This is a genomic window from Tepidimonas thermarum, assembly GCF_007556705.1.
Taxonomy (GTDB): Bacteria; Pseudomonadota; Gammaproteobacteria; order Burkholderiales; family Burkholderiaceae_C; genus Tepidimonas; species Tepidimonas thermarum.
On record NZ_VJOL01000087.1, the window covers coordinates 1 to 3,926 of the forward strand.

Annotated in this window: 3 protein-coding genes and 1 pseudogene; all 4 read left to right on the top strand. The window is 63.8% G+C overall.

The genetic code is table 11. From position 1 onward, the window contains the following. Positions 1-262 precede the first annotated feature (262 nt). A pseudogene (locus tag Tther_RS13665) lies at positions 263-523 on the top strand (AlbA family DNA-binding domain-containing protein); the annotation flags it as partial. 471 nt (positions 524-994) lie between these two features. Further along, the gene (locus Tther_RS13670; RefSeq protein ID WP_281280191.1) at positions 995-1,858 is read left to right on the top strand and encodes an ATP-binding protein; all 864 of its coding nucleotides are present in this window, start codon (positions 995-997) and stop codon (positions 1,856-1,858) included. 204 nt (positions 1,859-2,062) lie between these two features. Further along, a complete protein-coding gene (locus tag Tther_RS12740; RefSeq protein ID WP_143904460.1) occupies positions 2,063-3,220 on the top strand; it encodes a Fic family protein in 1,158 nt (385 codons plus the stop codon). Positions 3,221-3,333: 113 nt separating this feature from the next. Continuing rightward, positions 3,334-3,810, top strand: coding sequence for a restriction endonuclease subunit S domain-containing protein (locus Tther_RS12745; RefSeq protein WP_246099050.1), 477 nt, complete (start codon positions 3,334-3,336; stop codon positions 3,808-3,810). Positions 3,811-3,926: the final 116 nt, after the last annotated feature.

Here is a 3,926-nt window from a genome sequence, read left to right on the forward strand (position 1 = left end):
GCGCCATCCAGTCCGTTCTCGAGCAAGATCGCATAAGCGGCTTCCAAGGGGTTGGTTTCGACTCGTATTGCCATGAGGGTTACACTCCTTTCTCGAAGTCATGGCGTCAGACCCACCCTCGCGCTGTCTGCTGGGCGGGGAGCGTAGGCGCGTAGCGCCGGAGATCCCCGCCCAGCAGACAACCGGCAAAATGGAATTTACAGAAAGAACGATACACAACTAGGGCGAAGAGCGCTCGCCATTCAACGACCGTGATCTCGTCGAAGCGGTCGTGTGTTTGGCCAACCGCAGCAGCAACGAATCCGCTTATTTGATGATCGGCGTGGAAGATGATGGCCGCATCACCGGCGCACGCCCAAGGCACGGCTACGGCACCGATACGGACAAACTCGCTGCCCTGATCGCCAACCGCACCCGCCCCAACCTCGCGGTCACCGTCCAGACGGTCACCATCGGTGAAAAGCCTGTGCTCGTCATCGAAATCCCTTTCCAGCGGCAACTGGTTGCAACCAGCGAAGGCGTCTTTCTCCGTCGCACCCTGGGCGGCGATGGCAGGCCCGCCTGCGTGCCGATGGATGGCTTTGCCGTGCAGTCCCTGCAGGCGGACCGGGGGCTGCTCGACCCTTCGGCGCAGATCGTGCCCGGCGCGGCGTGGGAGCACCTCGACCCTCTGGAGTTCGAGCGCTTTCGGCGCAGCGTGCGCGAACGGCGTGGGCGCAGCGACGAGGCGCTCCTTGCCCTTCCCGATCTTGAGCTTGCCAAGGCGCTCGGAGTCGTTGAGGCCAATGGGTCGGTGCGTGGTGTGCGTCTGGCGGCCTTGTTGCTCTTTGGCCAAGAGGAAGCGCTGCGCCGTTTCGTTCCCAGCCATGAGGTTGCCTTTCAGGTGTTGCGGGGGCTGGACGTCGAGGTGAACGACTTCTTTCGCTGGCCACTGTTGCGGGTGATGGAGGAGCTCGAAGCGCGCATCCGTGCCCGCAATCGGGAAGAAGAGCTGATGGTGGGCCTCTTGCGCGTCGGCGTGCCCGACTATCCCGAGCGGGCGCTACGGGAAGCGCTTGCCAATGCCTTGATCCACCGCGACTACCAGCGGCTGGGGGCGGTGCATTTTCAGTGGCATCGGGATCAGATCGAGATCGTGAGCCCCGGCGGTTTTCCCGAAGGGGTGCGGCTCGATAACCTGCTGGTCACTGCGCCCCGACCGCGCAACCCCTTGCTTGCCGACGCGTTCAAGCGGGCCGGCATCGTCGAGCGCACCGCGCGCGGCATCGACACCATCTTTTACGAACAGCTGCGCAATGGCCGACCAGCACCCTCTTACGCGCGCAGCAACGAAGCGACGGTGAGCGTCGTCATTCCCGGCGGCGCGGCCAATCTCGACTTCGTGCGCCTGCTCGTGACCGAGGCCCAGCAGGGGCGCGACCTGGGGCTGGATGAACTGCTCATCCTCAACGCCCTGTGGCAGACGCGCAGTCTGACCACCGATGAGGCGTCGCGCCTGACGCAGAAGCCGGAGAGCCAAGCGCGCGCCGTGCTGCATCGGCTGCTCGAAGCAGGCCTCATCGAAGAACGCGGCCAGAAGAAGGGGCGCAGTTGGCACCTCTCCGCCGCCACCTACCGGCTGCTGGGCGACAAGGCGGGCTATGTTCGGCAGCGCGGCTTCGAGCCCCTGCAGCAGGAACAGATGGTGCTGCAATACGTGGAAAAGCACGGCCGCATCACACGCCGGGAAGCGGCGGAGTTGTGTCGGATTGGCCCGTATCAAGCGACACGTCTGCTGGCGCGGCTGGTCGAAGCCGGTCGCCTGAGTCGCCACGGCGAGCGCAAAGGAGCCTGGTATGAGCGGGGCGCAAAAATATGAGCGCGCGCATAAACCGACCCAGAGCGCTCATAAATTTGAGCGCCTGTCAAAACACCTGGCAGACGAGCGCCGCGATCGAGGCGAGTTTGCGCGAGCTGGGGTTTTGATCCACGGAAATAGCCTGATCGGCTATTTTTATAAAGCGATCCGTGTGAAAATAACGCGACCAGCTATTTTCACGACGGAAAGGAGCGAACCCTCACCATGCCGCGCGAAACGACCGGCCAGTGGGTGACCAGCGTCGCCGGTGGCGAGCCGGTGCGTGCGTTCGTCCCTTACCCCCTGCCGCCCGACCCGCCGCTCGTGCTCGATGCCGCGCGCCAGCAGCGCCTGGAACAGGCCCTGCTCGCCCTCGGACGTCTGGATGCCATCGCCGCCTTGCTGCCCGAGCCGGACATCCTCCTGTACGCCTACGTGCGGCAGGAAGCGGTGCTCTCCAGCCAAATCGAGGGCACGCAATCGTCGCTTTCCGACTTGCTGCTCTTCGAACTCGACCAGGCGCCCGGCGTGCCCTTCGACGACGTGGTGGAAGTCTCCAACTACGTCGCCGCTCTGGAACACGGCATGGCGAGGCTCGCCGAAGGTTTTCCGCTGTGCAACCGGCTCATCCGCGAGCTGCATGAAAAACTGCTGGCGCGCGGCCGGGGCGCGGGCAAAGCGCCGGGGGAATTCCGCACCACGCAAAACGGGATCGGCGGAACCCGCCCCGGCAACGCCGTCTTCGTTCCGCCCCCGCCGCAGGAAGTCGAGCGACTCATGGGCGAGCTGGAGCGCTTCCTGCACACAGAAAATGGCCCCGGCGCCCTGATCAAGGCCGCGCTTGCCCATGTGCAGTTCGAAACCATCCGCCCCTTCCTCGATGGCAACGGCCGCGTTGGGCGGCTCCTCATCGCCTTCATCCTTCATCACGAAGGCGTGTTGCGCCAGCCGCTGCTCTATCTATCGCTCTTTTTCAAGCGCCACCGCGCCGAGTACTACCGCCTGCTCGATGCCGTGCGCACGAGCGGCGACTGGGAAGCCTGGCTCGACTTCTTTCTCGAAGGCGTAGCCCTCACCGCGCAGACGGCCGTGGCAACGGCGCATCGGCTGCTCGAGCTGTTCGCCGCCGACCGCGCGCGCATTGTGCCCTTGGGCCGCGCTGCCCCCACCGTGCTGCGCCTCTTCGACGTGCTGCGCCACCGTCCAGTGGCCAACATCAAGCTGCTCGCCGAACAATCTGGCGTGAGCTTTGCCACCGCCGCGCGCGCCGTGCACACCTTGCAACAACTCGGCATCGTGCGCGAGATCACCGGCCGCGCACGCGAGCGGGTGTTCGCCTATGGCGCATACCTCGACCTGCTCGCCCAGGTGGACGAGGCATGAGGCCATCCTGGTTTGGGGAGACGGAACGATGACAAACTCGGCGCTGGCGGGACGGCAGGGGAAGGCGGTGTGGGGGGATGCGGCGATTGAAGCCAACTTGAAGGAGCTTGGGTATGGCGGATGAAGAGTTGCTTGGCCCTGCTCCTTACGGGTGGAATTACATCACTTTAGGCACAGCCTGCCAGCTTGGCGGTGGTGACATCCAGACTGGGCCTTTTGGCAGTCAATTGCATGCAGCGGACTATGTGCAAGTCGGCATCCCTTCAATCATGCCGCAGAATATTGGCGATAACCGAATTTTCGAAGATGGCATAGCACGCATCACACCTGAAGACGCCAAACGTCTAAGCCGCTACTTGGTTCGATCCGGAGACATCGTTTACAGCCGTCGTGGTGATGTGGAGCGACGTGCTCTAATCCGTGACCGCGAAGACGGGTGGCTGTGCGGCACCGGTTGCCTTCGTGTCCGGCTAGGTCCTTGCGGCCCTGATCCTCGTTACACATCGTATTACCTCGGACACCCCACCGTCCGAGAATGGATCGTCCGGCATGCTCACGGAGCAACGATGCCGAACTTAACAGGCCGTTGAAAAATCCCTCGCCACCCCCCGCGTCGGGCGGTACGATCTGAGGCCAACCGAGAACAACGCAGACGAGCACGATGAGAGGCAGTCAAGACTTCCAGGGGGCGATGTTCAGCTACATC